Origin of the sequence: Ruegeria sp. HKCCD6428 (assembly GCF_013110595.1) — a bacterium.
GTDB lineage: Bacteria > Pseudomonadota > Alphaproteobacteria > Rhodobacterales > Rhodobacteraceae > Ruegeria.
Genome location: NZ_WVQX01000003.1, coordinates 305,889 through 329,068, shown reverse-complemented (window position 1 = coordinate 329,068; position 23,180 = coordinate 305,889). Strand labels below are relative to the sequence as shown.

21 protein-coding genes and 1 tRNA gene are annotated in these 23,180 nt (G+C 58.2%); 13 read left to right on the top strand and 9 right to left on the bottom strand.

The window, feature by feature from the left end:
* The first annotated feature begins 107 nt into the window (after positions 1-107).
* The 3 genes from GS620_RS10310 to GS620_RS10300 all read left to right on the top strand — a co-directional run bounded on the left by GS620_RS10310 (position 108) and on the right by GS620_RS10300 (position 3,773).
* A complete protein-coding gene (locus GS620_RS10310) occupies positions 108-413 on the top strand; it encodes a hypothetical protein (protein ID WP_171615659.1) in 306 nt (101 codons plus the stop codon).
* Between the two features lie 343 nt (positions 414-756).
* Positions 757-2,076 (top strand): hypothetical protein, encoded by a 1,320-nt coding sequence (locus GS620_RS10305; protein ID WP_171615657.1) that lies wholly within the window; start codon positions 757-759, stop codon positions 2,074-2,076.
* A 1,079-nt stretch (positions 2,077-3,155) separates the two neighbouring features.
* Positions 3,156-3,773 carry a DUF4329 domain-containing protein gene (locus GS620_RS10300; RefSeq protein ID WP_171615655.1) on the top strand — a complete coding sequence of 206 codons (618 nt, stop codon included), beginning with the start codon at positions 3,156-3,158 and terminating at the stop codon, positions 3,771-3,773.
* Between the two features lie 560 nt (positions 3,774-4,333).
* Here the strand turns inward: GS620_RS10300 and GS620_RS10295 are convergent.
* The 4 genes from GS620_RS10295 to GS620_RS10280 all read right to left on the bottom strand — a co-directional run bounded on the left by GS620_RS10295 (position 4,334) and on the right by GS620_RS10280 (position 7,257).
* Positions 4,334-4,540, bottom strand: a complete 207-nt coding sequence (locus GS620_RS10295; protein ID WP_171615653.1) for a hypothetical protein — start codon at positions 4,538-4,540, stop codon at positions 4,334-4,336.
* A gap of 108 nt (positions 4,541-4,648) precedes the next feature.
* Positions 4,649-4,725: transfer RNA gene (locus tag GS620_RS10290), tRNA-Met, on the bottom strand.
* Positions 4,726-4,797: 72 nt separating this feature from the next.
* The gene (locus tag GS620_RS10285; protein ID WP_171615651.1) at positions 4,798-5,784 is read right to left on the bottom strand and encodes an alpha/beta fold hydrolase; all 987 of its coding nucleotides are present in this window, start codon (positions 5,782-5,784) and stop codon (positions 4,798-4,800) included.
* Entirely contained in the window at positions 5,785-7,257 is a 1,473-nt protein-coding gene (locus GS620_RS10280; protein WP_171615650.1) for an NAD(P)/FAD-dependent oxidoreductase, read from the bottom strand.
* Between the two features lie 226 nt (positions 7,258-7,483).
* Here GS620_RS10280 and GS620_RS10275 point away from each other — a divergent pair, with 226 nt between their 5' ends.
* From GS620_RS10275 to GS620_RS10260, 4 genes are all read left to right on the top strand, one after another.
* Positions 7,484-9,031 (top strand): trimethylamine methyltransferase family protein, encoded by a 1,548-nt coding sequence (locus GS620_RS10275; protein ID WP_171615649.1) that lies wholly within the window; start codon positions 7,484-7,486, stop codon positions 9,029-9,031.
* A gap of 72 nt (positions 9,032-9,103) precedes the next feature.
* Positions 9,104-10,207, top strand: coding sequence for a mandelate racemase/muconate lactonizing enzyme family protein (locus GS620_RS10270; RefSeq protein WP_171615648.1), 1,104 nt, complete (start codon positions 9,104-9,106; stop codon positions 10,205-10,207).
* Positions 10,208-10,222: 15 nt separating this feature from the next.
* Positions 10,223-10,954 carry an SDR family NAD(P)-dependent oxidoreductase gene (locus GS620_RS10265; protein WP_171169286.1) on the top strand — a complete coding sequence of 244 codons (732 nt, stop codon included), beginning with the start codon at positions 10,223-10,225 and terminating at the stop codon, positions 10,952-10,954.
* Positions 10,951-11,685, top strand: a complete 735-nt coding sequence (locus GS620_RS10260) for an SDR family NAD(P)-dependent oxidoreductase (RefSeq protein ID WP_171615647.1) — start codon at positions 10,951-10,953, stop codon at positions 11,683-11,685. The genes GS620_RS10265 and GS620_RS10260 overlap by 4 nt, the downstream gene beginning before the upstream one ends.
* A gap of 10 nt (positions 11,686-11,695) precedes the next feature.
* Here the strand turns inward: GS620_RS10260 and GS620_RS10255 are convergent, their stop codons facing one another.
* The 4 genes from GS620_RS10255 to GS620_RS10240 are packed head-to-tail and all read right to left on the bottom strand — an operon-like array spanning position 11,696 to position 16,170.
* Positions 11,696-13,036 (bottom strand): FAD-binding oxidoreductase, encoded by a 1,341-nt coding sequence (locus GS620_RS10255; protein ID WP_171615646.1) that lies wholly within the window; start codon positions 13,034-13,036, stop codon positions 11,696-11,698.
* Positions 13,033-14,529 (bottom strand): aldehyde dehydrogenase, encoded by a 1,497-nt coding sequence (locus GS620_RS10250; protein ID WP_171615645.1) that lies wholly within the window; start codon positions 14,527-14,529, stop codon positions 13,033-13,035. The genes GS620_RS10255 and GS620_RS10250 overlap by 4 nt, the downstream gene beginning before the upstream one ends.
* Positions 14,530-14,534: 5 nt before the next feature.
* On the bottom strand, positions 14,535-15,452 hold the full coding sequence (locus tag GS620_RS10245) for a dihydrodipicolinate synthase family protein (protein ID WP_171615644.1): 918 nt from the start codon (positions 15,450-15,452) through the stop codon (positions 14,535-14,537).
* A 7-nt stretch (positions 15,453-15,459) separates the two neighbouring features.
* Positions 15,460-16,170 carry a GntR family transcriptional regulator gene (locus GS620_RS10240; RefSeq protein WP_171118563.1) on the bottom strand — a complete coding sequence of 237 codons (711 nt, stop codon included), beginning with the start codon at positions 16,168-16,170 and terminating at the stop codon, positions 15,460-15,462.
* A 168-nt stretch (positions 16,171-16,338) separates the two neighbouring features.
* On the opposite strand from GS620_RS10240, the gene GS620_RS10235 reads away from it, so the two are divergent.
* Positions 16,339-17,289 (top strand): GlxA family transcriptional regulator, encoded by a 951-nt coding sequence (locus GS620_RS10235; protein WP_171168787.1) that lies wholly within the window; start codon positions 16,339-16,341, stop codon positions 17,287-17,289.
* Between the two features lie 475 nt (positions 17,290-17,764).
* Here GS620_RS10235 and GS620_RS10230 read toward each other — a convergent pair whose 3' ends face one another.
* On the bottom strand, positions 17,765-18,322 hold the full coding sequence (locus GS620_RS10230) for a DUF2796 domain-containing protein (RefSeq protein ID WP_171206194.1): 558 nt from the start codon (positions 18,320-18,322) through the stop codon (positions 17,765-17,767).
* Positions 18,323-18,571: 249 nt separating this feature from the next.
* Between GS620_RS10230 and GS620_RS10225 the strand changes: the two genes are divergently transcribed.
* The 5 genes from GS620_RS10225 (at position 18,572) to GS620_RS10205 (ending at position 23,177) form a co-directional block, all read left to right on the top strand.
* Entirely contained in the window at positions 18,572-19,843 is a 1,272-nt protein-coding gene (locus GS620_RS10225; protein ID WP_171615643.1) for an imelysin family protein, read from the top strand.
* 86 nt (positions 19,844-19,929) lie between these two features.
* The gene (locus GS620_RS10220; protein ID WP_171615642.1) at positions 19,930-20,223 is read left to right on the top strand and encodes a bacterioferritin-associated ferredoxin; all 294 of its coding nucleotides are present in this window, start codon (positions 19,930-19,932) and stop codon (positions 20,221-20,223) included.
* Positions 20,171-20,656: a bacterioferritin gene (bfr, locus tag GS620_RS10215; RefSeq protein WP_170346155.1), complete on the top strand. Its 486-nt coding sequence runs from the start codon at positions 20,171-20,173 to the stop codon at positions 20,654-20,656. Before GS620_RS10220 ends, bfr begins: the two co-directional genes overlap by 53 nt.
* The gene (locus tag GS620_RS10210) at positions 20,616-22,163 is read left to right on the top strand and encodes a di-heme oxidoredictase family protein (protein WP_171615631.1); all 1,548 of its coding nucleotides are present in this window, start codon (positions 20,616-20,618) and stop codon (positions 22,161-22,163) included. Before bfr ends, GS620_RS10210 begins: the two co-directional genes overlap by 41 nt.
* A gap of 3 nt (positions 22,164-22,166) precedes the next feature.
* Positions 22,167-23,177 carry an imelysin family protein gene (locus GS620_RS10205; RefSeq protein ID WP_171228923.1) on the top strand — a complete coding sequence of 337 codons (1,011 nt, stop codon included), beginning with the start codon at positions 22,167-22,169 and terminating at the stop codon, positions 23,175-23,177.
* The last annotated feature ends 3 nt before the right edge of the window (positions 23,178-23,180 follow it).

The following is a 23,180-nucleotide window of genomic DNA, read 5'->3' as shown; positions in this document are numbered from 1 at the left end:
ACCCCTGAAGTAACAAGAACGGTGGAATGGGTGTTGATCAATAGAAGGAACCGGAGCCGCTTCAGAATGAAATCGAACGGCTGAAACGCGCAGTTTCAAATCAGACCTTGGACAAACAGATCCTGACGATGGCGGCTATCCGTTGCTCGACGACCGAAGAGAGTGGCTCCTGCAAAAACAATGGGAAGGTTTGCATCGACAAGATCGGGCGCGCCCTGCCAGGGGAACGAGGAAAAGAGTTGTCAAAGCCAACCTGCATCGATGGGTTCATCCGCGCCTGCAATCGAGAACGTCGCGAACTCAACGCATCTGGCAAGCCGGTCGGGAAGGAGTTTGAATTCGCAGCAGCAGAAGCCACCAAGCTGCTCAAGCGGCGTAGTGGAGGATTCAACAATCATTTTTTAGGTGTTTGAAGTAAATTCAAATCTGGAGTTAAACGGATTTTCGTTTCTCTGGCTCGAAAAACCGCAAACAGTTTGAAACCGCAGCAAAAGCCTGCCTCTAATGCCTGCTCCTTGGATCCGGATCGTACAGAAAATACCCCTGTCACGCTCCACGCGTTGTGCCTGCTACAAAGGCCTGTCTTTCGGGAAGTTTTCGTTTTGGCTATTTTTCATTGCGTTAAGCTTGCCAAACAAACGAATTATACCTGCAAGTACATTTCACGACCAACAAGATTCGTCTCTTTTTTGGTTTTCGTGCTAGAGTAATTTTCTGAACAAGTTCTACTCAATACTAACCTCCTCAGGTGGCCGCATGTCTGCGCATTGTCAAAGTATTCGGGATGAAATTGAGACGCTTGAGCAAAGTATTGAACTTCTCGATATTCAGATTCAAAACACTGTTGACCCAATACAAAAGTCTGCGCTTTTTCGATTTAGAAAGCAGTCGCTGTCACTGCTTCAGCGAAAAAGGGGGGCTCTTAAGGCGTGTGAAGAGAGCGGGCCCCCATTGCCGCAAGTTCCGGCGGATATGTCAGATTTCGGTTCTGAGGTGACTCAAGGCATCCCCGGTTACGAGCTTGTCGCGGGTAAAGATACTCTTGCAAGAATATTTGTTGGTCGCCGCCCACCCGTAGTTGTTATGGCATCAGAACTTTTGGATGACGCGGATTCTGACTATTCGTCTAAAGTCCTCGGATTTGATCTGAATTCCCTTCCAATCCATTCGTTGCCCTTCAATCCAGCCCGGATTGATTATGCCGAACTTGAGATTTCCGGCCCATCTGGGACAACAGTTATTCCAGGTGATATTGGTGATGGCGTATTCTCAAATGATACCAAGAGTTTCTCCGAAGACGACAATATCAACTTCTATATCCGCGGTCGGGAAATCTCAAAGCCTGGACGGTATCGTTTTACTGCACGGCTTTATCGCAACGATACTCTTGTCGGCGAAAAGTCTCTTGGGCAACCACAGTTTCATCCGACGAAGGATCTGCGAATTCTTGTTGTCGTTGAGATCTTTCCCTTTCCTGCAGAGAAATGGGAAATTCTATTTCAGGCTCTGGAGGACTTGTCTCGAATTTTTCCTATTCGATCAGGTTTGGCGCCTCTGGATGGGGATCAGGAAGCCGGGCTGCGCTACCGAATTGAGCCGATACCAATTGATTTCGCGTGGCCTGATCGGACTCCCGTTGCGCAGCGCCTGGCCGAATTCAACCAGGAGCAGTCTGCTGCTGGCAGGCCGGATCGGGCCGAGCATGTCCTGACAATACGCACTCAGCAACCCGGAGAAATGCCGCTTGGCGGAAGTGCCCAATCTGGACCGAACGGGAGCATCGCGGGTGTTACTCTGAATGTGGACCCTCCAATGGACAATTCGTTCGGCACCTTAGTTTCCCACGAAATTGCGCACAACTTCTTGACTGTGCCTCACGTTGGTGACGAGGGCGTAGCGCTCAATGAACCAGCTGCATTCGATTTAGTCGCTCGCAAATCAGTAGGGAATCCCAGGGCGTTAATGTACCGGATTTACAATTTAACTCCCAACGGAACTGCGTTTCTTGTTCCAGACTCTTGGCGCACCATCCGAGAACGCCTGCTTACTAGGTCCAGCACAGGCAATGACGAGTGATTTGACTTCGGGTATTTGGCGACCGTGAGTTTGATGTGATTTCCTTGTGTGCTGGTGGTTTGCCAAAGGATGAACTGCGTAATTCTGCTATTCAAAACTGGGGTCTTTCGCTTTGAACCGAACACCGGCCAAGAGATTTGGAGACTGCTTAACCGAAATCGAGAAAATCTGGGTCACGCCGGAGGTATACCAGACCCAGATATTTTGGGCGAGAGAGACCTTGGTGATTAATGGAGAGGGCCTAAGCGACAGGCTGGCTGTCTAATCAATTCAATATTTCAAGTTCACATCACGCCTGAAATAGACCCGCGCTGCAAGCAAGCTAGAGGGGACAAGAGCAACGCGGGCCCCCCGAAGGGTGGTAGTAAAACGGACGTAGCGTTGTGGTCTGAACCGGCCCAGTGTCGTAGCGCCGCAGGCAAGAAAAAACCCGCGCTGCTGAGGGATAGGAGCAAGCGCGGGGCAAGTGTTCGGGGTGACAGGTGTACGCCGCTGCTGGCCGATCGGATCAATCTTGCAAACACTTTGCGCAGCACGACAGACCGGATCATTGGAATAGTACTTCCGTTTGCAAAGAATTGGAGCAACTTAGATGCAGGATTTACTTGATGTTTTTTGGGTGGCCGCGTTTGTTTGTCTGCTCGCATTCGCCTTCATCGCGGTTTTTTGTTCGGCTGTCCCTGAAACGCACAGGTTGCGAGCAATTGGTTGTGTTGGGTGTTGTTTGCCTATGCTGCTGCACCGGTTCTTTCGAAAAGACTAACGGAGCGGAACGGCTTGAGATTCATGGTTGAAACAGGTCGCAGTTGTTAACGTTGTTTGGTTCCACGGTAACGTTGATAGCGGCAGGTAGAGCGGCTTATTCGCTGTACACGCAGCGGCCCAAGCGACCGAAGACAACGCAGATAGATTAGTGTCGAACGATAAGGCGGACTGGAAAACACAGGGAAGGCACAAAAGGACGTCCAGGAGTTTGCAACAGCGATGGATGGATTGCCTTGGTCGCAGTCGGCACCTTTCTTCAGGCTATCCCTACAGCGTTAGCGCTGCTTTAATAAGTTCATAATAAGGAGCAAAACATGATTGAGTTTAGCATTATTGCGTTGTCAGGACTTTGCCTTCTTTTTACGGCTCGTCAACTTGGTCTCGCAGTAGGCAAGTGTGAAGCCGCACGCCCCCTTCGCTATACTTTAGTTGTCTTGATACTCTGGCCACCCGCGGCCACCCTGGCCCAATCACAGGAAGAAATCAGCGTAGCGAAAGCGACACTGTCTAGCCTACAGGGTATTTCTTTCAACAATGACACAGAGTATTGCGGCTACCTTGCATATGACCCAGCCGGGAAACTTGTTGCTACTCCTGCTCAACGTGGCGACAACAAAAGCTGCGTTTGGAATCAAGCAGAAAATGGTTTGGTGCTTGTTTTATCTTACCACACGCACGGGAGGTTCGACCCGGAATATAGTTCGGAAGTTCCAAGCGTTGCAGACATTGAGGCCGATGAAGACGAGGGCATCGACGGCTTTGTGTCAACTCCGGGTGGACGTTTGTGGTACGTCGATACGGAGCGAATGGAAGTGAGACAAATCTGCGATATCGGGTGTTTGCCAAAAGACCCTAGTTTCGTTCCGGGTTTGGAAGGGGAAATCTCATCGGTTTACTCTTATGAAGATCTTCTCGAATACGAGAGTGACTAGTTGGGGCAAAGAGCCCACGAAACCGTTACCTTGCTACGATACTGAAGACTACAAGTAAGAGGATCCGAGGAAGAGAGCGGTTGACACTCGCGTGAACGGTTCTTTTCCCCTCGGATTTTCCTGCGCTAATAACACTGGGTCTTCTTGCTCTTGCGAAGACTGAAGGCCAATCACCATCGTTGTGGAAACAGAAGCTATGTTGGCGTCCCACCCATCCGAAGTGCTGTGTGCAAGGCGGGATGAGCCACTAGCTGCCTTTGCGACATTTTCTTCCATCCTCGCGCAGCAAGTCGCAGACGGCGCAGTTCGGACGTTCAGTTCCGCTGGGTGAAAAGGGAAAACGCCGACAAAGTGAAATTTCGCAGCGGCTGGGTCAATCTCAGCAATGGTAATCTTCACAAAGTCTTGCCGCATGGATAATGGGCCGACAAAACTTGTGCTCATTCATAGATCGCCGCGAGTTATCCTTGGCTCTGTCCCGGCTCTTTCTTCTATCCGTTCTTCACCAGTTGTGGACGTTCACCAGTTGTCATTGTCCAATAGATTGCCAGATCGAGAGATCAGATCTGGTCGAGGAGCACGTCCGTGGATCTGTACAACGCTTTTTCTATACCGTCCGAGGCCTCTAAAGCTTGGAGGTGTACGTCTTGTAGCTTGCAGTTGTCGAGGAAAATCGCGTTGTCCAGCGCTACCGTCAAACCAGCAGCTTGATAATCCACACCGAGCACTACGCTACTGGATTCCTTAAGTGATCCATTTTGAATCATTTTTCCTTCCAATTGGTTTTGAAAAGCCAAGTGGTGGTAATGATGGCAGGGCAACCTAAAGACAGAACATGAATTGCTTCTGAAATCAGATGTTGGACTTGAGAGATTTGGTAGCGGAGGAGGGACTTGAACCCCCGACACGCGGATTATGATTCCGCTGCTCTAACCAACTGAGCTACTCCGCCTTGAGTGAGAGGCGATTTAAGCGAGGGGCCCGGGAGGGTCAAGAGGGAAATCAACCAACCTCAAGATTTCTTTCACGCCTGCTCTGATGGCTTGTCCTGCAAGGAAGTCAGGGGGGATGTGGCCGCTTCGGTCATCCTGCGGATGAAGGCGGCGCAGATTTCGGGCTCTGTGATCGGAATCATGTGGCCGAACCCGTCCAGCTCTTCGTAACTCAGCCCGAATTCGGTCATTGTCGGCCCGTGCAGCGGCGGCGACAGTATCGCGTCCTGGCGGCCATACAAGATGCCCCCTGGGACGGTCAGATTCGGATAGCGCGCGACCTGCGCGTTGATACTGGCATCGACGCCGGCGACGTCCTGAGAGGCCGTGACAAAGGCGGAAGGTCGCAGGCCAAGCGCGCCACCTGCCCGGTCCAGAAAGTCATCAGGCGGGGTTTCCGGGTCAAACGCGGCACTTAACGTGTGCGGCGCGGTTTTGGACGCAAGGGGAACGGCGAGCGTGTTGCCGATCAGGCTGCGCATCCATTCGGAGCGGATCTCAAGCGGTTTGAAGATCGCCGGGGTTTCGGGCAGTTTATGCGTCAGCGGCGCCAGCAGCGCCAGACCGGCGACCCGGGCCGGGTGGTCCAGTGCCATCGCCAGTGAAACCGCGCCCCCCAGTGAATGGCCGACCAGAACGGCGCGGTCCACGCCTTTTTTGTCCAGAAACTCGGCAATCATGCCTGCCTGGTGGGGCAATTGCGCCAGCTCGGCCGTATCGCGCGTTGAATACCCGCATCCCGGCCGGTCCAGCGCGATAACGTGGTAATCGTCGGCCAGAAGATCCACCAGCGCATAGGTAAAGTGCTGCAACTGCCCAGCCAGGCCGTGGATCATGACGATTGTCTGCGCCTCGGGGTTTCCCTTTTCCACATAGTGGATGCTGCCGCCATGAACGGGTGTGATCTGACCCAGCTGCGGCACGGTTTCAAGACCGCGGCGGGTAATCTTCCGTGTCCACAGGTTCATGACAAACAGGAAGGCGACAAAAACGGCGATTACGATCAGAACGGTTGTCATTCAGTTTTCTCCATTGCCAAGGGCGGCGGGTCTGTATTGCTCCAACCCTGATTGTGCCATGCGTTTCTGAAACTCGGCAACGGTGCCGGGCCACAAGGTCGTGTTTCGGCCTTCCGCATCCATATACCAGGATGTACAACCCCCGGCCTGCCAGACGCCGTCCGCGTGGCGGCTGTGCATTTCCCGCGTGAACGCCGCCTGTTTTGCGGCGTCAGGAGTGATTGCGGACAACCCTTCGCGCTGCATCTCGCTCAGGACCCGGCCGATATGGCCAACCTGGGCCTCGATCATCAGCACGACCGAGTTGTGCCCCAGCCCGGTATGCGGCCCCAGAAGCAGGAAGAAATTTGGAAAACCCGCAACTGCGGTACCCAGATGCGCGCACATGCCATCCGACCAGGCAGAGCGCAGCGTCAGCCCGTCCGTACCGGTAATGTCGAGACGCTCGACAACGTCGGTTACGTGAAACCCGGTGCCCCAGATCAAAACATCCGCCTTGGTCCGGGTGCCATCCGCCGCGATGACCGTGTCACCTTCGATTCGAGCGACGCCCTTCGGAACAACGCTGACATTGTCGCGGGCCAGGGTCGGGTACCAATCGTTCGAACTCAGGATACGTTTGCAGCCGATCCGGTAGTCGGGGGTCAGAATCCGCCGTTCGGCCGGATCGGTGATGGCGCGCTCCAATGCCTTTCGCCACATGTTCAAGGCAAAATTCACCGCGCGTTCCTCACCACGAAACACGCGGTGGCGAAATTCGAAGATCATGAATATCAGCTTGCGCCGAATGCGGGGCAAAATGGGAAGCCAAGCGTAAAGGCTGCGCACCCAGGGCGCAATCGGACCGTCCGGGCGCGGCATCACGTAAGGCGCACTGCGCTGAAAGATCGTGACGTGGTCTGCAATCTTGGCGATCTCGGGTACAAACTGAACGGCGGATGCGCCGGTTCCAACGACCGCCACGCGCTTGCCGGTCAGATCGACATCGTGATTCCATTCGGCCGAGTGGAAACTGGGCCCCGAAAAACTGTCGGCGCCGGGGATATCCGGGATGCTGGGATAATGAAGTGCACCAATGGCCGAGACCAGAAACCGCGCCGACCAGTACTGGCCATCCATCGTTTCAACTTGCCATCGCGTTCCATCCCACCTGGCCGATTTCAGCTCCTGCCCGAAATGGCACAGGTCATACAACCCTTCCTGACGCGCGACATTTTGCAGATAAGCTTGAATTTCCGCGCCACCGGCATAGGCGCGGCTCCAATGCGGGTTGAGATGGGTCGCCATGGAATACAGATGCGACGGCACATCACAGGCGACACCGGGATAGGTATTTTCGCGCCATGTCCCCCCGATATCATCGGCCTTTTCCAAAATCGCGATATCCTTGATGCCGCGCTTGCGTGCCTCAAGCGCCATCGTCAGCCCGGCAAACCCGGCGCCGACGATCAGCATCTCTGTTTTGTGGTGCATGAGTGAGTGCCTTTTGAAACAACCCTGCGTTTATCTGTTGCAGATGTATGCACTTGCCTGGCTGTGAAGTAGGTCACACAGGTGACAATGACCCGGCGTCTTTTCGTTACGCAGGGACAAAATTATTTGGAATGACCCGTGTCGCTTATTGCAAGCACATATCGCAATCAGAGAGGCGGTTGCGCCGCGAATCCGTCAGTTTGTTTCAAAATTGGAGGATTGCCCCTTGACCACTCGCACTGCCACGCGTTCCGGCGGACGTTCTGCCCGCCGCGCCAAACGCACCGCTCCGAATTTTGACATGCTGCCGGGCCTGACCCGAGGCATCCCGCTGTGCGAGGTCATGGACGCAACCCAGGTTGAGCGTATCGACAATGCGGCGATGGACATTCTGGAAAATGTCGGCGTTCAGTTCCGCGACCCCATCGCGCTGGAAGACTGGAAAAAAGCCGGTGCCAAGGTTGACGGCGAACTGGTCTATCTGGACCGCAATATGGTGCGCGAGCTGATCTCGACCATTCCGGCGCAGTTCACCTATCACGCGCGCGATCCGAAAAAGAACCTGGCGCTGGGGGGCAAGCACGCGATTTTCGTGCCGATGACCGGCGCGCCATTCCTGCGCGATCTGGACGATGTACGCCGCAACCCGACGCTGGATGATCTGGCGATGTTCCACAAGCTGTCGCACATGATGCCGGCGCTGCACAGCTCGGCCCATCACATTGTCGAGCCCTACGACCACCCGATCAGCCAGCGACACCTGCGCATCACCTATTCGTCGATGAAGTACTCGGACAAGACCTTCATGGGCATGACCACCTCGCCCAGGAATGCCGAGGATGTGATGGATATGTGCGATATCCTGTTCGGCGAAGGTTTCATTGACGATCATCCGGTCACCACCGGCAACTGCAACGGCAACAGCCCACTGGTGTGGGACGAAACCATGCTGGGTGCGATGCGGGCCTTCTGCCGCCGCAATCAGCCGGTTCTGTGCTCGCCCTTTGTTCTGGGTGGCGCGAACACCCCGGCATCGGTGCCCGCGACCGTGGCGCAGCTGACCGCCGAGGCATTGTCGGCGCTGGCCTATACGCAGGTGATCCGCAAGGGCTGCCCGGCGATCTGGGGACATTACCTGTCGACCGTATCGATGAAATCCGGCGCGCCGATGGCCGGCACGCCCGAGATCAGCCTGATGAACTTCATGATCGGCCAGATGGCGCGCTTTTACGACGTACCGTGGCGCACTTCGAACACTCTGGGTGGGGCCAAGACCTTTGATGCACAGGCCGGGTACGAATCCGCCACGACGCTCAGCGCGGTCATTCACGCCGGGGCCAACTATGTCTGGCATTCGGCAGGCTGGAACGAGGCGGGCATGCATTGTTCGGTCGCCAAGTTCATCGTCGACGCCGAACAATGCGCGATGGCTTACCGGATGGCGGAAGGTCCAAAGTGGCACGATTTCGATCAGGCCCTGGCAGCGGTTCCGGATGTGGGGCCCGGCGGGCATTATCTGGGTCATCCGCACACGCAGGACAACTTTCAGACCGCGTTCTTCATGCCGGAGCTGTTCGACAACAACTCGATCGAACAATGGGTCGCCGAAGGCGAAGTTGAGATCACCGAACGCGCCCTGAAACATGCGCGGAAACTATTGGCCGAATATGAAGAACCAAAGCTGGACGAGGCCAAGAACGAGGCCCTTCTGGACTATATCGCGCGTCGCGAAAGGGAAATCCCGGCGGCGGACGAGTTGAACCAAACATACTGACACACACTCCCCGTACTTGCCCACCCGTCATCCGGGTGGGCCCTTTTTTCCGGTCAAGACACGTAAACCAAGATGAAGATCGCCGAACTGCATATCTACAGCCACGACCTGCCAGTCAAAAACGGGCCCTATACCATGGCCAACGCTCGGGTCTGGGCGCTGGACACCACGCTGGTCAAAATCGTGTCGGACAACGGTCTGATCGGCTGGGGCGAGACCTGCCCGGTTGGCCCGACCTATGCCGAGGCGCACGCCGCCGGGGCGCGCGCCGCTCTGGTCGAAATGGCCCCGGGCCTGATCGGAACAGAGGTCCTGCCTCTGGCCTTGCATCGCCGGATGGATGGGCTGTTGAACGGTCATGGTTATGCCAAGGCCGCCATCGACATTGCGGTGCACGACCTGCTTGGCAAACATTTGGGCGTTCCGGTTTCCGATTTACTGGGCGGAGCGGTTTCGGACAAGGTGCCGTCCTATTTTGCCACGGGCGTCGGTGCACCCGACGACATCGCGAAACTGGCTGCCGAGAAAATGGCCGAAGGCTACCCGCGTCTGCAAATCAAGGTCGGAGGCCGCCCGGTCGAGGTCGACATCGAAACCATTCGAAAGGTTTGGGACGTGGTCAAAGGATCGGGTATGCGTCTGGCCGTTGACGGCAACCGGGGCTGGACCACACGAGACGCCCTGCGGGTCAGCCGCGAGTGCCCCGAAATCCCCTTCATCATGGAACAGCCTTGCAACACAATCGAAGATCTCAGGAAGATCCGGCCTCAGGTCACGCATGGCATCTATATGGATGAAAACAGCACCAGCCTGAACACCGTGATCTCGGCTGCGGGCACCGGTCTGGTCGACGGGTTCGGCATGAAGGTCACCCGCATCGGCGGCCTGCATCCGATGCGCGCCTTCCGCGACATCTGCGAGGCGAGCAACCTGCCCCATACCTGCGATGACAGCTGGGGCGGGGATATCATCGCCGCTGCATGTACCCATATCGGTGCAACCGTTCGGCCCGACCTGCTGGAAGGCGTCTGGCTGGCTGCGCCATATATCGAAGGCAACTACGATCCTGAAAACGGCATCCGGATCGAGGGCGGGCATATCGCGCTGCCAACCGGGCCGGGGCTGGGCGTGGTTCCTGATGAAAGCCTGCTCGGCACACCTGTCGCATCATTCTGAAAAATGGATGACGTTATGAACCTGAAAGGAAAATCGGCTCTGGTCACTGGCGCGGCTGGCGGCATCGGGGCGTCAATCGTTCAACGCCTGCGCAATGCCGGGGCGCGGGTCGCAGTCGCCGACCGGGCTGTCGATGCCATCGAGGCCGAGGCATATCTGCCCGGTGATCTGCTTGTTCCCGAATATGCAGACCAGCTGCCCGGCGCAGCCGCGTCCGCATTGGGCGGGCTTGACATCGTGATCAACAATGCGGGCGTCATCACGCGCGGGTCGGTCACGGATACGACTGATGCGGATTGGTCTTTGTCATTGGGTGTCAATGTCGAAGCCCCGTTCCGCATTTGCCGTGCGGCAATTCCGATCATGGCGGACGCCGGCGGCGGGGCCATCGTCAACACCGCGTCTTGCTGGGGGCTGCGCCCCGGCCCCAATCATGCGGTCTATTGCATGACCAAGGCGGCCATCGCGTCCCTGACCCAGTGCATGGGCATGGATCACGCCCATCAGGGTATCCGCATCAACGCCGTTTGCCCGAACGAGGTGAATACCCCGATGCTGCGATCAGGCTTTGAAAAGCGCGGCTTTGACCCCGATACAGCCGTGGCCGAACTGGGCCGGACCGTGCCGCTGGGCCGGATCGCCGAGCCCGATGACATCGCCGATGTCATCATGTTCCTTGTCTCGGACGCGTCGCGTTATGTTTGCGGCACGCTCGTCGAGGTCAACGGAGGAAAACCGGTATCATGAAACGGTTCGACGGAAAGGTGGCACTGATCACTGGCGGGCGCAGCGGCATCGGCAAGGCAATTGCCCGGCGTTTGCACGACGAAGGCGCACGGGTCTTTACCGCCCAACGTGGTGAGGACACCGAATTTCACGGCATCGCTGCAGATTTCACCCTTCCCGACAGCCCGGCACAGGTGGTCGGCGAAGTGATCGCGAAAGCCGGGCGTCTGGACGTGCTGGTCAACAACGCCGGCATGATGCAGGAAGCCTCGGTCGAGGGAATGAGCCTTGAGGACTGGCATCTCAACCTGACGGTGAACCTGACCGCCCCGTTCCTGATGATCAAAGCCGCGCTGCCGCATCTGCGCGACACAAAGGGCGCAATCGTCAACACCGGATCCATCGAAGGCCTAGGCAGCAATCCCGGTCACGCCGCCTATTGCGCATCAAAGGCAGGGTTGCACGGCCTGACCCGCGCCGTAGCCGTGGATCACGGGGGCGAAGGTATCCGCTGCAACGCCGTAGCGCCCGGTTGGATCGATACCGAATTGAACGAGGATTTCATCGAGTCGATGCCCGACCCGTCCGCATTCCGTCGCGACATCGCCAAGATCCACCCGGTGGCCCGAACAGGGCGGTCTGAAGAAGTTGCCGCGCTCGTCGCGTTTCTGGCGTCCGGGGATGCGAGTTTCATCACCGGGCAGGTCTATACGGTGGACGGTGGGCGCATGGCCAAGCTGAGCTTGCCCTGACGCCCACACGTCATTCCTTGCCGGACCGCCATTCTTTCCAGATCAGATAGCTGTTCGCCCCAAGCGAGGCGAAAGGCTCGGGCGGCAAACGCGGAAGATCCGGCTGCGCCAGAAAGTGATCCGCGATCTCTGATCCGCCTTGCAGCGCCAGCTCTGCGATGCCCATGCCTTGCAGGGTGCCTCGGGCGATGCCCAGGCCGTTCTGGCAGCAGGCCGAGAACACGCCATCCTCCAATTCGCCGAACGCTGCGGATCCGTTGCGGCTGAGGCACAGCATCCCGGCCCAGCGATGCTCCATCCGCACATCCGACAGATGCGGAAAGCGTTCCCGGAACTTGCGGTCATGCACCCAGCCGGCATTGCGCAACCGCATCCGGCTGGTTTCGATCGTCGGGTGAAAGCTGGACCCGGTGCGGATCAGAATGCGATCCCCGTAGCTGCCCGAAATGCGCCGGACCGAGGTGCCCATCGGATCCGCCGGTGTCACCGACCAGCGCGGTTGCCCGCCCAGTGTCTTGATCTGCGCCTCGGTCAGCGGGGCCGTGATCGAGGCGTAGAGGCAGATATGCATCAATTGCCGTTGATAGAACCCGAAGCTTTCCAGATGGCCATTGTTGGCCAGGATGATCCGCCCGGTGCTGACTTTGGCCTTGGCGGTGTTGACCACCCAGCCTGTGCCCTGCTTTTCAAAGCTGACGACTGGCGAGTTCTCGAATACGTCAATCTGGCTTGCCAGTTGACCCGACAACGCCCGTACATAGGCCGCCGGCTGGATCATCACCGTCCCCGGCGCAAACAGCCCCGAAACATAATGCGGGCTGCCCGTGATCTCTTGCATCTGCTTTTGGTCGTAGAGAGTATGCGGCTCACCCAGTTTGGTCAGATGCCCGGCAAAGGCGCGGTTATGGGCGTCTCCTGCCCGTGTGGCGGCTGCATTGTATTTGCCGCAAGGGTCGAACACCTCTTGCGGAAGGTCGCAATCGGCGGCGATCTCGGTCGCGAAGGCGATGGCCTTGCGGTTCAGGGCAATGGCGGCGCGGTCCGCATCCAACCCATCGCCTGCGTAATTGTCCGAGGCCAGATCATGCGGCAGGTCGATCATGAACCCCGAGTTCCGCCCCGCCGAGCCATCGGCAAATCGGCCCGCTTCCAGCAGGCCGATCTTCAGCGAGGAGTCCAGCTGATGCAACCGCCGCGCCGCCGTTAGCCCTGCAAACCCACCGCCGACAATGGTGATGTCGGCGGTCAGGTCCTGTTCGAGCACCGGCAGAGGGTCCTGGGGCGGCAGGATGGCATTCCACCCTGCCGGACCGGTCTGCCGCGGCAGTCTTTTGGCCTCGTATCGTGTCAATCCACAGCCTCGTCGGCATCGTCTGAAAGATCGATCCAGATGGTTTTCAGCTGGGTGTACTGATCATGCGCATGGATCGAGTTGTCGCGCCCGCCAAAGCCCGATTGCTTGAACCCGCCAAACGGCGTGGTGATGTCGCCTTCGCCAAAGCTGTTGACGGTCACGGTGCCCGCCCGGATCGCCCGCGCGCCGCGAATGGCCCGTTTGGCGTTGGCGGTGAAGATCGAGGCACACAATCCATAGTCGGTGTCATTGGCGATCTTGATGGCCTCATCAAAGCCCGACACTTCGATCACCGACAGGACCGGGCCAAAGATCTCCTCGCGCGCCAATGTCGAGTCGTTGCCGGGCACTTCAACGACGGTGGCCTCGACAAAGCCTTTATCGGCCTTGCCGCCGATCACCACCTTTTCAGCCTGATCGAGATATCCGCAGACCTTGTTGTAATGCCCTTCGCTGACCAGCGCGCCCATGCGGGTTTCAGGATCCAGCGGGTCGCCGATGTTCCACTGTTTGGCGTGATGCGCGATGCGGTCCAGCAGTTCGGCTTTCACGTCTTTGTGCACGATCAGGCGCGACGAGGCCGAGCAGTTCTCGCCCATGTTCCAGAACGCACCATTCACCACATGCGCCGCCACCCGGTCGAGGTTTTCGGCGTCGTCCATCACGATGGCGGGGTTCTTGCCGCCCATCTCAAGCACCACTTCCTTGGCATTGCTTTCCGCCGAATAGGTCAGGAACCGCTTGCCGGTGACGGTCGAGCCGGTGAAGGACACCATGTCGATATCCATGTGCCGCCCGATGGGTTCGCCCACGTCGGCACCGCCACCCGGTACGATGTTCAGCACGCCGCGGGGAAGGCCAGCCTCCATCGCCAGTTCGGCCATACGCAGCGCGGTCAGCGAGGTTTCAGCCGCAGGTTTCACAACCACTGAACATCCCGCCGCCAAGGCAGGCCCGATCTTCCACGCCAGCATCAGCAGGGGGAAGTTCCACGGCAGTACCAGCCCCACGACGCCGATCGGCTCACGCACGACCATGGCGATATGGTCGTCGCTGGCAGGTGAGACCTGATCGTAGATCTTGTCGATCGCTTCGGCATGCCATTTCAGACAATGGATGGTCTCGGGCACGTCCACGGTTTCGCAGTCATAGATGGTCTTGCCACTGTCGAGGCTTTCCATCACCGCCAGTTCGCGGGCATTGCGGGTCATCAGCTTGGCCAACCGGATCAGCACGTCCTTGCGCTCGGACGGGTGCAGTTTCGACCAGCGGCCATCGTCGAAGGCCTCACGCGCCTTTTCGACCGCAAAATCCACATCTGCTGCGCCGCAGGACGCGATATCAGCAAGCTTGTCGCCGGTGGCCGGGTTTACGGTTGCAAACGTCTCGCCCGAGATCGCCGGGCGGAAGGCACCGTCGATGAACGCCCCGGTCGGCAGGGTCAGGCCTGCGGCGATGGATTTGTATTCGTCCTGTGTCAGCAGATCCATGTCTCTTACCCTTCCGCCACGATGTCGGCGATTGTCTTTTTCAGCACGCGCGTGACCTGTTCCAGTGCGCGTTTGTCGTCCTTGTTCAGGCCCTTCAGCGGAGGCCGCATAGCGCCGGCATCAATTCCGTTCATGGTGACGCCATGCTTGATGGTCTGGATGAACTTGCCACCCTGTTCCAGCACCCGCATCAGCGGCATCATCGCGGACATGATCCGGCGGCCTTTGGTGAAATTCCCTTCGACCACGCAGGCCTGATACAGAGCCACGTGTTCGGCAGGCAGGAAGTTCGACCCGCCGCACACCCAGAACGGAGCACCCCAGGCGAAGAATTCGAGCGCCTGATCATCCATGCCGCAGCCAAGCTGGATATGCGGATAGTCGCGGGCCAGCAAGTGCACCCGGTTGATATCGCCCGAGCTTTCCTTGATGCCGCAGAAGTTGCGGCTGCGGCCCACACGGTCAAGGAACTCTTCGCCCATCATCGTACCGGTGCGGTGCGGGTAGTTGTACAGCATAACAGGCAGATCAGCGGCCTTGTCGATGGCCAGCGCATTCAGCGCGTTTTCCCGATCAGTCGGCACCGAATACGGCGGGCTGGCCAGCAGGATCGCATCGGCGCCGATTTCGCGCGCGCCGGCGGCAAGGGCAATCGAATCCGGCGTCAGCATCGCGCCTGTGCCAACCACCAATGGCAATCGGCCCTTCAACTGCTCATGCGTGAACCGGGCCAGTTCGATACGTTCGTGGACGGTCTGGGCATAGTTCTCGCCGGTCGAACCACCCGAGATCAGGCCATGCACGCCATTCTCGATCAGGTATTCGATCACGTCGGACAAGGCGTCCCAATTCACGCTGCCATCGTCGTGATAAGGCGTGACCACAGGGGTATAGATCCCCTCAAACTTGAAAATCGGGTTCATTCCGTCCTCATGCAGGTTTCGAAAGGGGCGGGATTCCCATCGGGACATCCAGCGCGTCAGGCATCACGAACATCTCAATCTGATCGCGTGACAGGTTCCAGTGATCTTCCGCCAGCCTGGCCGCCGTCGCCTCATCGCGCGCCTCGATGGCTGCGATGATCGCATCATGCTGTTGGCTGGCCAGCGACAGGTTTTCCGACATTTCACCGGTCTGTGGCCGATAAAACGTCATGCCGATCCGGGCGTGATCGATCAGCAGCCGGTTGAACGACGGCAGCAGGTAGACATTGCCGGACATTTCACCGGTCACGTCATGAAAGCGGTTGTTGGCCAAGGCTCGGTCCTCGCCGGACCCGGACCGAAGGGCCGCCTTGAACGCCTGCTGGGCCTCTTTCAAATCATTGATCTGGGCGTTCGACGCATTCAAAGCCGCCAAACGCAGGATCGCTCCGTATACCATGGGCGCGGCAAGGAAGAAGTCGCGCAAGGTGGTGTAGGACATCTCGGAAACCCGGGCGCTGCGGTTTGTCCGCAGATCCAGATAGCCTTCGCCAGCCAACTGTCGAAACACCTCGCGCAGCGGCGTGCGCGACAAGCCGAATTCCTCTGACAAATGCGCCTCGTCCAGATCCGCGCCCGGGCGCAGGCGCAGCGTAAGGATGGACACTCTCAGGTGCTCTCTCAGCGCGCTTTTTCGAGACTTGGCTTCGTCTTTCATGCTTTGGCCTCATCCTTCTGTTCGGCGAACGCGGTCGAATCGCGTGCGGTCACGGTTTTGTATTCCATAAAAATACAACTTGTATACAATAAAAATTCGTGCAGCATAGGAGCCTGCGAAATAGACTCATGTTCTGGACTTTGTCCCAGCTTGCAAACGGTACTGCTCATGCCTCAGACGCGGCACATCACTTTCATCCTTGTCGAGGAGTTCTCGCACCTTGCGTTTTCATGCGCGGTCGAACCCTTGCGGATCGCCAATCTTGTGAGCGGCGAAGAACTGTACCGCTGGTCCTTTGTGTCCGAACATGGCGAGCAGGCCGTGTGCTCGAACGGATCCATCACGCTGGTGCATTCCGGCCTTCAGGGTCTGGCCAAATGTGATCAGCTGTTTGTTCTGTCGGGCATTCACATGCGTGACCACGTCACCCGCCCCCTGCTTGCAACCCTACGCCGCGAACGCGCGCGCGGCACGAAAATCGGCGCCCTGTGCTCGGGGGCATGGGTGCTGGCCGAGGCTGGCTTTCTCGACGGAATGCAAGCGGCAATCCACTGGGAATATCACGACGCGTTCATGGAAGCCTTTCCCGAGGTCAACCTGGTACGCAGCGTGTTCGTGGCCGATGAAAAGCACATTACCGCATCTGGCGGAACGGCAACGGCGGATCTGATGCTGCACCTGATCGAACGCGATCACGGTGAAGAACTGGCCATCGATGTGGCGGATCAGATGGTCTACAACGCGGTACGCAATGCCACGGCCAAACAACGGGTTTCCCTGCAATCACGCAACGGAATGCGCAATGCGCACCTCGCCAAGGCGATCAACATCATGCAGGACAGTATCGAAACCCCGGTTTCCCCCTCGTTCATTGCAGAAGAGCTTGGCATTTCAACCCGACAGCTTGAGCGGCTGTTTGGAAAATACCTCAACACGTCGCCCAAGAAATACTTCATGGAAATGCGGCTGGAGCGCGCCCAGAAACTGTTGCTTCAGACCGAAGCATCCGTCACCGAGGTTGCCGTGGCCTGCGGCTTTGAAAACCCGGGCCATTTTTCGCGCGTCTACCGGTCAAGCTTTGGCGTCACCCCGCACGCGCAACGCAACAAGATCGACTGACAGTATCGGGTAGTGGACTTGTCGAAAACGATACGGCAGGGGATGCCGCGCTTTGTCGGCCCATGACGGGCCTGAACGGGCACCCCCCTAACCCTGCCGAGATACCCCCTCATTAAAACCGGACTAGTCAACAGATCGGCAGGATGATGTACCAATAGATTTGGATATTGGCATAAGTTTTGCGAGAACTTGTCATACATGCGATTCTTGTGCCCTTATTCGTTAATCTTTGCCTCAATTGAGACTTTTGATTCAGCGAAGTCCGGCAACCTCAAAGGTCATAACCACTTGTGAAAAAAATAATTTTTGGGTTTCGCTCATTGCTGCATTCAAGGATCGCACTGAGGAGCAGTTTGTCCGCCTTCAATTCAGCGTGTTCGTCTTCTGCGCAGCCCCAGGCATGGACGAGGCAATCTTGGCTCAACTGCTTCGGTTGCGCGCTTCAAAACGTCAAACGGGCGTTCAAGCACCATCTCTAACGGAATTGCGTCATATCGAGACTGGGCGCGGCGCGCGTGATTTCATGGGTGCTGGTCGCCGCGCCTGATCCGACGCGAACGTTCAGCTTCTCTGTCCCGCTGAACCGCTGGAAATACGCAAATTCCATCGTGGTCAGCGCATCCATATCCTGACATTGAACAACGTAGTCAGCCTGGAATTCCGAGTGTTCGCCCGGCACGGATGACGCGCCCCCCTCGCCCGCGTTGTCCTGCTGCCCCGGAATATCATGCGTCAGGATCACGTTTGCAGATGCGTTAAAGCACACGGCGTCGGGCGGGACGACAAACAGATCCAGTGGTTTGGACAGTTCGGAAATCGCGATGGCGACGCGCGTACGCTCGTCATCACTTGCCACCGGGGTCTCGAACCCGATTATGTCAATGCTTGGAACCTTAAGGGACAGCGTAAATTCCGTGTCCGTAAACACGATTTCCAATTGACCGGACCCATGTTGATGGGTGGGCGTGATCTGCGTCGCCTGAGCGGCAAGAGCTGCCGGAAAAAGAGACAACGCCAGAACAGAGCACTTCATTAACCAACAACCGCCTTAAACAGAATCACATACGTGATTTTAGCGCGAATCACCCGCCACGCAATGTTAACCCTCGGATCGGAGCCCGCCAGATATGGGGAGGAGCGTGGGCTTCAACCATCATTTGCTATATCCGACAATAAAACTCAGGTTGACATTGCTGACTAAACCACTCAGTTATTTCTTCGCGAAACCCGCGGGGCATCCCCGCGCGATCCGACAGTTCTGACAGGAAAGCACCGAACTCCTATGACCAAGTTATTCACCACTGCCAGCGCCCTGACATTTTGCATGGCAACCGCCGCAATCTCGGGTGATGCCCCCACCAAGGCAGATGTACTGAACACCTATGCCGATATTGCGGAAGCCAAATTTGAGGACAGCCTGATTTCAGCCAGGAAATTGCAGGATGCGGTCAACGCACTGATCGCCGATCCCTCGGACGCAACGTTGAACGCGGCGCGCGCGGCCTGGGTTGCTGCGCGTGTCCCTTATCAGCAGACGGAAGTCTATCGCTTCGGCAATGCCATCGTGGATGACTGGGAAGGCAAGGTGAACGCCTGGCCCTTGGACGAAGGTCTGATCGACTATGTCGACGCGGCCTATGGCGGTGCGACGGACGAAAACGAATTTGCCGTGCTGAACGTCATCGCCAACCCCAGCTTCCAACTGTCGGGCGAGACCATTGATGCCAGCGAAATCACCCCCGAACTGCTGAGCGACACCTTGCACGAAGCCGATGGTATCGAGGCGAATGTGGCAACCGGCTATCACGCCATCGAGTTCCTTCTGTGGGGTCAGGACATGAACGGCCATGGCGCCGGCGCCGGCAACCGCCCAGCGACCGATTATGCGCAGGGCGAGGACTGTACCGGCGGCCATTGCGACCGTCGCGCGCAATACCTGAGCGCTGCGACCGAACTGCTGGTCAGCGATCTGGCCTGGATGGCGGATCAGTGGAAAGACGGTGGAGCGGCGCGCGCAGCCCTTATGGAGAACGAAGCAGCAGGCATCAGCGCGATCCTGACCGGCATGGGCTCTCTCTCGTATGGCGAGCAAGCCGGCGAACGGATGCGCCTTGGCCTGATGCTGAACGATCCCGAAGAAGAACATGACTGCTTTTCTGACAACACCCACAACAGCCATTACTATGACGGGTTGGGCATCCAGAACGTCTATCTGGGCAGCTATACCCGCATAGATGGCACCCCGGTTTCGGGCGCATCTCTGGCCGATCTGGTCATCGCCACGGATCCGGCGCTGGATACCGAGATGAAAGCGAAACTGGCCACCACCATGCAGGCCCTGGGCAAGATCAAGACAACGGCCGAGGCGGGATTTGCCTATGACCAGATGCTTGAGCGCGGCAACGAAGGCGGCGAGGCCCTGATCATGGGCGGCGTCAACGGCCTGATCGATCAGACCAAAACGATCGAGCGCATCGTAACCGCACTGGAGCTGGACGGGGTTGCGTTTGAAGGGTCAGACAGCCTGGATAACCCGGACGCCGTCTTCCATTAATCTTCAAGCGGGCCGGAGAGGGTTTCTTTCCGGCCCCTGCAAACCTTACTGATCGTCTGTAAAGGCGGCGAAACGAGCCAAGACCAATGATTGTCTGCCACTGCACCAACATATCCGATCACGACATCCGTGCCGCCATCGACTGGATGCGCACGGCGGATCCGCGGACCATCATCACCCCCGGCAAAATCTACCATGCACTTGGCAAATCGGCGGATTGTGGCGGGTGCATGCCGTTGTTCCTAGACACAATGCGGGCCAGCGATAATCTGGAAGTCCCCATGCAACTCCGCACTTTGCGTGCCGGAGCAACACAGGAGAAGGCTGATGAAGGGCGATCCGAAGGTCATCGAATATCTGAACAAGTCTCTGCGGCATGAGCTGACTGCCGTCAGTCAATACTGGCTGCATTACCGCCTGCAAGAAGACTGGGGCCTTGGCCATATGGCCAAGAAAAGCCGCGAGGAAAGCATCGAAGAGATGGGCCACGCGGACAAGCTGATCGAACGGATCATCTTTTTGGAAGGTCACCCCAACCTTCAGAAACTGGACCCGTTGCGGATCGGTCAGACGCCGAAGGAAACGCTGGAATGCGACCTGGCGGCCGAGATCGACGCCAGGGCACTTTACAAGGAAGCGCGCGAATATTGTCGGGAGGCCGGCGACTTTGTCTCCATGTCGCTGTTCGAACAGTTGATGTCCGATGAAGAGGGACATATCGACTTCCTCGAAACGCAGCTCGACCTGTATGAAAGGATCGGCGAAGCCAATTATGCGCAACTCAACGCATCGAAAATGGACGAAGGCGAATAGCCTTCTTGCCTTGTCGGTGGTCGCCCTGGCGGCCACCCCTTCCCTGTCAGCCGAGCTGCGGGACCTGCATCTGAAATTCACCCCCCGCACCGACGAGGAACACGCCCGCATTGCCGCCGCGACTGCGCCCCCGCAGGATTATGGCGTGTCGCAGCCGTTCGAAGAACTCTCTGCCGGGGCGGCGACTGTCCGGGTCCGCAACGACGCGGATGCGTTCTCGCAACCCTCGGGCAATCTGAGCTTCGAACAGGAGCTGGATTTCAAGGTCGGCAACGGGTTGTTCAAGAAAATCTGGGTTTCGTCACCATCATCCACGTTGGCCTCTGACGGGTTGGGGCCGCTGTACAACGCACGATCCTGCCAGCGTTGCCACATCAAGGATGGGCGGGGGCACACACCCAACGGACCTGATGACAACGCGGTCTCGATGTTCCTCCGGGTCTCGATCCCCGGTGCGCCGGAAGACGGGTATGGTGGGATCGAAGACTACATCGCCACCCGGCCCGAACCCAACTATGGCGGGCAGATGCAGGATTTCGCACTTGCGGGACATCCGGCGGAATATCGGCTGGATATCTCTTACGAAGAAGTCCTCGTTGAACTTTCTGACGGCGAGACCGCGTCACTGCGCCGCCCGTCTTACAGGGCCGCTGACCTGGGCTATGGCCCGCTGCACCCGGATGCGATGCTGAGCCCGCGGGTCGCACCGCAGATGATCGGGCTTGGCCTGCTGGAGGCGATCCCGGTCGAAGACCTGCTGGCCCGGGCTGATCCCGATGACGTGGACGGGGATGGCATCTCGGGCCGTCCGAACGTCGTCTGGTCTGTTGAATACGGCGCCCCGATGATGGGCCGGTTCGGGCACAAGGCAGGCATGCCGACGGTCATGGAGCAATCCGCCGCAGCCTTTGCCGGGGATATCGGTATTTCAAGCCCGCTGTACCCTGCACCTCAGGGGGACTGCACGGACTTGCAGGTGAACTGCGTCGAGGCCCCGCATGGCGACACCGATACCCGCGCGTTCGAGATCGATCAGCAGGGCATGGACCTGGTGGATTTCTACAGCCGCAATCTGGGCGTGCCCGGCCGCCGTGATGTCGACGACCCCGAGGTGTTGCGCGGCAAAGAGGTGTTTCACACGATCGGCTGCGCATCCTGTCATACTCCGGCCCATGTCACCCACCGGCTGGAAGATCGGCCCGAGCAAAGCTTTCAGCTGATCTGGCCCTATACCGACCTGCTGCTGCATGACATGGGCGAAGGTCTGGCGGATCACCGCCCCGAGGCCCGCGCAACGGGGCGCGAATGGCGGACGCCGCCTTTGTGGGGCATTGGTCTAACCGAACGCGTCTCGGGCCACACGCAGTTTCTGCATGACGGGCGGGCACGCAATCTGCTCGAGGCGATCCTGTGGCACGGCGGCGAAGCCCAGACCGCGCGCGATGCGGTTGTGTCGATGCCGAAAACTGACCGCCACGCCCTGATCCGTTTTCTGGAGAGCCTCTGACCCATGCGTATTCTTACCTTTGTTGCCGCGTTGATGATGCCGCTTGCCGCACAGGCGCAGGACCGCGCACCGATCCTGATGGACGTTGCCGAGACACATATCTTGCCCAGGTTCGACAAGCTGCCGGAAACGACCGGGGCTCTGGTCAGTGCTTCGCGGGTGGATTGCGATCCGACCTCACCTGCGTTGCGCGCGGCTTATGATGCGGCCTTCGACAGCTGGATTTCCGCCAGTCACCTGCGGTTCGGTCCGACCGAGGTTGATGATCGTGCGTTTGCCATGGCGTTCTGGCCCGACACGAAAGGGTTCACCACCAAAGCCCTGTCCCAGCATATCGCAACCGAGGATGACGCCGTGCAAGACCCGGAAGCCTATGCCGAGACATCCATAGCCGGGCGCGGGTTCTTTGCGCTCGAACGGATGTTGTTCGATCCCGCCTTTGCAGAGCAGGGCAATGCAGATTACCGCTGCGCGCTGATTCAGGCGATCGCGGCGGATATTGATGCCAACGCGCGGGCGATGGCCGATGACTGGCAAAGCTATGCCCCCGGCCTGACCCGGCCCGGTGAAAACGGCCGCTACCGAACGCAGGACGAAGCGATGCAGGAACTGTTCAAGGCTTTGTCCACGGGTCTTGAATTCACGGCCGACACTCGGCTTGGTCGCCCGTTGGGCACGTTCGACCGCCCGCGCCCGAACCGCGCCGAAGCGTGGCGGTCGAAGCGATCCTTGCGCCATGTCGAACTTTCACTGGTGGCCCTTCGTGATCTTGCATCGCGGTTGGCCTTTGATCATCCCGATATCGCCGCGGATCTGGATGCTGCCTTTGCGCGCGCCATCGAGAATGCCCAGGCCATTGACGACCCGGCGCTGGCGGGCGTTTCGGATCCGCAGGCCCGGTTCCGTATCGAGGCCCTGCAACAGTCCATCCACGATATTCGCGCCATTGCGTCGACTGAACTTGGCCCGACCCTGGGCATCAGCGCAGGCTTCAATTCTCTGGACGGGGACTGACCC

What these genes read in the sequence shown, in the direction of transcription:
- GS620_RS10300 (WP_171615655.1), top strand. Translation starts at nt 3,156, where the DNA reads ATGATTGAGTTTAGCATTATTGCGTTGTCAGGACTTTGCCTTCTTTTT.
- GS620_RS10250 (WP_171615645.1), bottom strand. Translation starts at nt 14,529, where the DNA reads ATGGATCTGCTGACACAGGACGAATACAAATCCATCGCCGCAGGCCTG.
- GS620_RS10210 (WP_171615631.1), top strand. Translation starts at nt 20,616, where the DNA reads ATGCGCAACTCAACGCATCGAAAATGGACGAAGGCGAATAGCCTTCTT.
- GS620_RS10285 (WP_171615651.1), bottom strand. Translation starts at nt 5,784, where the DNA reads ATGACAACCGTTCTGATCGTAATCGCCGTTTTTGTCGCCTTCCTGTTT.
- GS620_RS10265 (WP_171169286.1), top strand. Translation starts at nt 10,223, where the DNA reads ATGAACCTGAAAGGAAAATCGGCTCTGGTCACTGGCGCGGCTGGCGGC.
- GS620_RS10280 (WP_171615650.1), bottom strand. Translation starts at nt 7,257, where the DNA reads ATGCACCACAAAACAGAGATGCTGATCGTCGGCGCCGGGTTTGCCGGG.
- GS620_RS10305 (WP_171615657.1), top strand. Translation starts at nt 757, where the DNA reads ATGTCTGCGCATTGTCAAAGTATTCGGGATGAAATTGAGACGCTTGAG.
- GS620_RS10205 (WP_171228923.1), top strand. Translation starts at nt 22,167, where the DNA reads ATGCGTATTCTTACCTTTGTTGCCGCGTTGATGATGCCGCTTGCCGCA.
- GS620_RS10260 (WP_171615647.1), top strand. Translation starts at nt 10,951, where the DNA reads ATGAAACGGTTCGACGGAAAGGTGGCACTGATCACTGGCGGGCGCAGC.
- GS620_RS10225 (WP_171615643.1), top strand. Translation starts at nt 18,572, where the DNA reads ATGACCAAGTTATTCACCACTGCCAGCGCCCTGACATTTTGCATGGCA.
- GS620_RS10295 (WP_171615653.1), bottom strand. Translation starts at nt 4,540, where the DNA reads ATGATTCAAAATGGATCACTTAAGGAATCCAGTAGCGTAGTGCTCGGT.
- GS620_RS10220 (WP_171615642.1), top strand. Translation starts at nt 19,930, where the DNA reads ATGATTGTCTGCCACTGCACCAACATATCCGATCACGACATCCGTGCC.
- GS620_RS10230 (WP_171206194.1), bottom strand. Translation starts at nt 18,322, where the DNA reads ATGAAGTGCTCTGTTCTGGCGTTGTCTCTTTTTCCGGCAGCTCTTGCC.
- GS620_RS10245 (WP_171615644.1), bottom strand. Translation starts at nt 15,452, where the DNA reads ATGAACCCGATTTTCAAGTTTGAGGGGATCTATACCCCTGTGGTCACG.
- bfr (WP_170346155.1), top strand. Translation starts at nt 20,171, where the DNA reads ATGAAGGGCGATCCGAAGGTCATCGAATATCTGAACAAGTCTCTGCGG.
- GS620_RS10240 (WP_171118563.1), bottom strand. Translation starts at nt 16,170, where the DNA reads ATGAAAGACGAAGCCAAGTCTCGAAAAAGCGCGCTGAGAGAGCACCTG.
- GS620_RS10270 (WP_171615648.1), top strand. Translation starts at nt 9,104, where the DNA reads ATGAAGATCGCCGAACTGCATATCTACAGCCACGACCTGCCAGTCAAA.
- GS620_RS10235 (WP_171168787.1), top strand. Translation starts at nt 16,339, where the DNA reads ATGCCTCAGACGCGGCACATCACTTTCATCCTTGTCGAGGAGTTCTCG.